General features: G+C 55.6%; 5 protein-coding genes and 1 pseudogene. All 6 read left to right on the top strand.

Going from position 1 to position 5506, the window contains the following annotated elements; all coding sequences use genetic code 11:
• Positions 1-2269: VENN motif pre-toxin domain-containing protein (locus tag ASE26_RS11050; protein WP_200960809.1), on the top strand; the 2269-nt coding region annotated here is incomplete at its 5' end.
• A 2-nt stretch (positions 2270-2271) separates the two neighbouring features.
• Positions 2272-2589: a hypothetical protein gene (locus ASE26_RS11045; RefSeq protein WP_055933685.1), complete on the top strand. Its 318-nt coding sequence runs from the start codon at positions 2272-2274 to the stop codon at positions 2587-2589.
• Between the two features lie 141 nt (positions 2590-2730).
• Positions 2731-3758 (top strand): annotated as a pseudogene (locus tag ASE26_RS11040) (IS5 family transposase).
• Between the two features lie 424 nt (positions 3759-4182).
• On the top strand, positions 4183-4473 hold the full coding sequence (locus ASE26_RS11035) for a hypothetical protein (protein ID WP_055933637.1): 291 nt from the start codon (positions 4183-4185) through the stop codon (positions 4471-4473).
• A gap of 68 nt (positions 4474-4541) precedes the next feature.
• Positions 4542-4883 carry an IS66 family insertion sequence element accessory protein TnpB gene (tnpB, locus tag ASE26_RS11030; protein WP_057246279.1) on the top strand — a complete coding sequence of 114 codons (342 nt, stop codon included), beginning with the start codon at positions 4542-4544 and terminating at the stop codon, positions 4881-4883.
• Positions 4884-4926: 43 nt separating this feature from the next.
• A partial coding sequence (locus ASE26_RS31995) for an IS66 family transposase zinc-finger binding domain-containing protein (RefSeq protein ID WP_200960808.1) occupies positions 4927-5506 on the top strand: 580 nt, incomplete at its 3' end.

Raw genomic sequence — 5506 nt, 5'->3', positions numbered from 1 at the left:
CGGCGACAGCGAATATGGCGCGAAGGACGCGGATGGCAACACCAAGTCGCTGAGCCAGTCGCAGCTATACGGTACCCCGAAGAGTGGCAACATGACGCCTGGCCTGCCGATGGTGGAGAAGGGCAGCGACAGTTCCATCACCTACGCCACTATTACCGACGGCAAGATCAGCATCAGCGGTGTAGCGAGAAACTCCGTGAAGGACCTTGGCATCAACACTGATGCAAGCAAGGCTAACACTGCACTCGACAAGCTGCCTGATTTACAAAAGCTCCTGAAAGATCAGCAAGCAATGTCGGCCGCCGCTGGTACGGTGATCGCAACCACCAAACAAGTGGCAAGCGATATTGCGGCTGAAGCGCGCAAGGCAGAAGTAGAGGCGCAAAAGACACTGAATAATTCGAACAGCACGGATCAGCAGAGGGCAGAAGCAACCAAGACAATTGCGGACGCCAAACTGGTTCAGACTGAGTGGGGTGTAGGCGGCGAGAAGAGCCGCGCACTGAATGTTGTCACCGGCATCCTGGTTGGCTCGGTCGCAGGGCAGGGCGGCACGCAGATTGCAGCAAATGCAGCGGCGCCATATCTCGCCGCCGAGATTGGCGATTACTTCAAGACGAAGGGCAACGAGAACCAAACGTTGCAGGACCTGAGCCACGCAGTGCTTGGCGCAGCGCTGGCAGTTGCCAACAACTCCAGTGCAGTTGGTGGCGCATTAGCTGGCGGTGGTGGCGAACTGGCTGCCCAAGTCTTGACGAAAGAACTGTACCCGCAGGCGTTTGATGCCAATGGTGTGCTGCAACGTGACAAGCTTACGCAAGAGCAAGCGAACAACATTAGCGCTTTGTCTAGCGCAATTGGTGCGTTGGTGTCCGGAGCGGCTGGCGGTAGCGTTCTCGATAGCGCAGTCGGGGCTCAGGTCGCCACGAATGCTGTAGAGAATAACAACCTGAGCCGAAAACAGATGGACGAGAAGGACAAAGAGTTTGCGCTCTGCGCCCAACGAAACCATGGCAAATGCACGTTTGCGGAAGCGACTGCCATCAACAAGAAGTATCTGGCGCTGTCGAAGGAGAATGACGAAAAAGTTGCTGAACTCATACGGATGGCGAACAAGACCCCTGGTGAAGTAAGAAGCCTTGGAGAGGCTGAAGGATTCTTCACATTCAATCCTGTTGGAAAGGCGATGAAGGGCTTTGCCGTAACGGGTTATGAAATGGGGAAAGGGATCGTAACCGGACCAGGGAACCTTGCCATGGATGTAGTGGGCATCTCCAAAGAGCTGGCTCTTGGCTCTAGCGTTGATGCGATGGGCATCGAAACGCCATATATTCCTAAGAGTGATTTCGTGCGATCTGTAGTGATGAAAGGTGCACTTGGGACTGTTGGGCACTATACGACCGGCATGGTGGACTCGGCGCCTGGCGTTTCAACGATCTTTGCGCTTTACCGAAAAGACTCTGAACAACTTGGTGGATCATTATGGGCACTTGTACCTGTCGCTGCCGAAACCCGAGTCTTTACAGGAGGCGCAAGCGCAGGAAGAGTTGTCGGGGCCGGTGCCGCAGAGGTAGGCTCGCCATCGTGGTTGTCAGAGACTGTTGGCATTAAGACCGAAGGTGGGCTTGACATTACTCTGCAGCCCAAATCGATGTACCCGTTGTCTAGTGAGCGCGCGATCTTCGGCGCAGAGAGGGCGGCTGACCTTACCGAAATGGCTACAGGAAAGGGTAAATATGGACAAATTGGCGGGAGCGGTTATGGTTCAGCTGACTATAAGTTGGTGAATCAAAGCAGGCTGGGCGAAAGTTTCGACGGGTTCGGTAGCGCCGTGGACAACATCTACAGTAACATTCGTCCCATGGCCAATGAATTTCCCGAGTTGGTAGGCGTAAATCCGCATTATGTAGAAAATGCTGGGCCGGGGATCAATACTAATTGTATATCGTGCGCTAATGCAGCTCACAAACGACTATCTGGAGTTGGTGAAGGTGCTGTTGCTGAGAAAACGAAATATGGAAATCGCAATGATTTACTTCCATCAGCGCCGTTTGGTTTTGGCGCGACAACTACACCAGCTTCAGTAATAGCAGAAATGCTCGCCGCAGGGAACGGTGCTACACGTCCATTAATTATCGAGCAGCCAGGTTCGGTTCATCATGTGATAAATGTAGTGAATCGAAATGGAAGGGTTTATTTTATTGATACACAAATGGAGAAGATTGTCACACTGCGCCCGGATGTTCCCGTAATTCTTGGAAACCCTTAATAATGGAAAATTTAGAAAAAATTTCGCTGACGCAGGCTAGGGCTATTGCGCAAAAAAATGCATACCTGTCTCTGAAAGCGTATTGTGAAAGTCCCGAGGAAACTCTTAAGACTGAGTATCTCGAAGGCGATCATTGCTGGATGTTCTTTAGAAGCGAGAAGATATGTGTGCCAGAAAATAATACGCTCGGTATTAAATGGGCTTTTGTCGTAAGCAAGAAGGGGAAGTACAGTATGGTTCAGGACTTTTCGGATGATAAGCAGCGCGTTCGTGAATATCTAAAAACTATGTCAGACTATTTCTTCAGACGTGGAGAATAGATCACCTATCTGGCTGATGGATACACAGGTATTACAATTGAAAATTCAAACTCTGTTGAGGCGACCTCTAAAAACCTACCGCTCGCTGGCCCGCCTCGGTAAAATTCTGCCATCGAGCATGTCCAGCGAGTACCCGCGATGATGAAGCCTCGGATCAGCCTGTTTGCAGAACATGAGCGCGAAGATCGGCGATCAAAGATCGGCGATCCGCTGGTCGGTTTAACCAAGCATGTGGATTTCGAGGCGCGGCCGCCAGTATCGATGCTGCCGCACCACGCCCATCGCGCGTCAAAGGCGGCCGCCCACCATATTCAACGCTGCTGATGGTAAAGATCCTGGTGCTTCAGCAGCTCTACAACCTGGCTGACGACGCGCTCGAATACCAGTTGCTCGACCGCCGCAGTTTCCTGCAATTTCTGGACCTCACCGAAAGCAGCAGCATCCCCGACGCCAAGACCATCTGGCTGTTTCGTGACCGCCTGGCCCAAGCCGGTGCGGGTAGCCTCGTGTTCGAACAAGTTCAACAACAGCTGCACAAGCATGGCTATATGGCACGCTGCGGCCAAATCATTGATGCCTCATTGGTACAGGCGCCGGTCCAACGTAACAAGCGCGAGGAAGCCGACACCGTCAAAGAGGGCGCCATGCCGCTGACCTGGAAGCCGCACAAGCGCGCGCAGAAGGATGTCGATGCCCGCTGGACCAAGAAGCACGGCAAGAGCCACTTCGGCTACAAGCTGCACGCCAGCGTGGACAAGCGTTACAAGCTGCTGCGCAAAATGTCCATCACGCACGCCGCCGTGGCCGACACCACGGTATTCGAGTCGCTGCTGGATCGCACCAACACCAGCCGCGACGTCTATGCCGATCGGGGTTACCCGACCAACGAGCGGGAAGCGACGCTGAAGCAAGCCGGCTGGCGTGTCCACATCCAACGCAAGGGCAGCGCCACCAAGGGCATCTTTGAGGCACAAAAGAAGCGCAATCGCCACATCGCCACGCCGCGCGCCCGCGTCGAACATGTCTTTGGCGCGCTGGCGCAAATGGGCGGCAAGCTGGTGCGCTGCATGGGCATCGTCCGCGTCACCTTCGCTTTGCATCTCAAGGCGGCAAGCTATAACCTCAAACGCCTGGTGTTTCTGAAGGAAGGCGGGCTAGTACCGTTCTAAGCGCTCCACAGCGCTCTGAACCGCCCTCAGATCGCCATGTCACGCCATGTCTCTCACATCACCTGCTCGACCGATATGACCACCGAAATCCGTCATCACCCGGATTGCGTACCACCTCAAATCGTCAAAAATGAGTTATTCGAGGTGGCCTTAGGTTCACGCGACAAGTGTGTGCGGTGGCCTTTGGCGGTAAAGTCAACGCCTTGGCAGCGTAAGCGTGCAGTCGTTCCACCTGTGAAAGCGTGATTTGCAAAGCCATACTCTGATTTTTACTTTGGAGATGGGGATGTCAAACACTGAACGGGAATTGCTGTGGCGGGAGCGAGTAGCGCGCTGGCGCAAGAGCGGNGTAAGCGTGCAGTCGTTCCACCTGTGAAAGCGTGATTTGCAAAGCCATACTCTGATTTTTACTTTGGAGATGGGGATGTCAAACACTGAACGGGAATTGCTGTGGCGGGAGCGAGTAGCGCGCTGGCGCAAGAGCGGTATGTCGCAGCGAGCATTCGCGCTGGMGGAAGGTTACCCGGTGCGCCAAGTGGGGTATTGGGTTCGCCGTATAAGCAGTGAGGCGCCGCAAGCTTCGGTGATGCCGGTGGTGGTCAAGCAAGCGCCTGGTGCGCCAGCATTGCAAGTGCGCGGCCCGCAAGGCTGGTCCATCGAAGTACCTGCAGGCACGCCGGCGGGCTGGGTGGYCGAGCTGCTGCGCAGCCTGTAATGCAGCTGCAGGCAAATTCGGTCWGGCACGCCGGCGGGCTGGGTGGYCGAGCTGCTGCGCAGCCTGTAATGCAGCTGCAGGCAAATTCGGTCTGGCTGGCGACGCAGCCCGTCGACATCCGTGCCGGCATTGACCGCCTGTCGCTGTATGTGCAGCAAGCATTGGGCAAGGCACCCTGCGATGGAACGGCATACGTGTTCAGCAACCGCCGGCAAACGCGCTTGAAGGTGGTGTGCTGGGATGGTAATGGCGTGTGGATGTGCGTGCGCCGCCTGCATCGCGGCCAGTTCGTCTGGCCGCAAGCCGGTGACACAGCGTGGGAATTGACCGGTGAACAATGGCAGTGGTTGGTGGCGGGTGTGGATTGGCAGCGCYTGTCGGCGTCGCCTCCGGCSGCATGGAAATTGTGAGCAAGACCTGTTAACCGGCAATCCGTTCTGTTAACATCGCTGCATGGATTTGCTCGAACAACTAGCCCGTAACAATGCCGACCCTGCGCTGCTTGCGCAGCTTAAGGCAATGCTGGCTCAGAAAGATGAGCAAATTGCGCAGCAGCGCGGGCAGCTCGCCGAAACTGGCGCGCGGCTTGCTGAGCAGGATGTTCAGCTGCAGGCCTTGCAGGTTCAAAAGAATGAAATGCTCGCGGCGGGAAAATCCAAAGACGTGAAGATCCAGGCGTTGACGCTGGAACTGGCGTACATGAAGCGCATCAAATTTGGCAAGGCCAGCGAAGCATACAGCGGGGAGCAGCTTGAGTTGTTTGGCGAGGCTTTGGCTAGCGACCTGGCGGCACTGGAAGCTGAACTGGAAGAACTGCAGGGCAAGCGAAAGTCCACGCCGCGCAACCAGGCCGGTCGTCAACCATTGCCAGCCGAATTGCCGCGCATCGAGCATCGCCACGAACCGGAGTCCTGCCAATGCGAGGCCTGCGGTCGTGACCTGGTCAAGATCGGTGAGGACATCAGTGAGCAGCTCGATGTGGAACCAGCACGTTTCTTCGTGCATCGCCATATCCGCCCGCAATACGCCTGCC

Origin of the sequence: Duganella sp. Root198D2 (assembly GCF_001428585.1) — a bacterium.
Taxonomy (GTDB): Bacteria; Pseudomonadota; Gammaproteobacteria; order Burkholderiales; family Burkholderiaceae_D; genus Rugamonas.
The sequence above is the reverse complement of the archived record's forward strand: the minus strand, read 5'-3'. Positions and strand labels throughout refer to the sequence as shown.

Bases quoted from the DNA above. Each gene is read 5' to 3' on its own strand.
- ASE26_RS11045 (WP_055933685.1), top strand. From the start codon at position 2,272: ATGGAAAATTTAGAAAAAATTTCGCTGACGCAGGCTAGGGCTATTGCG.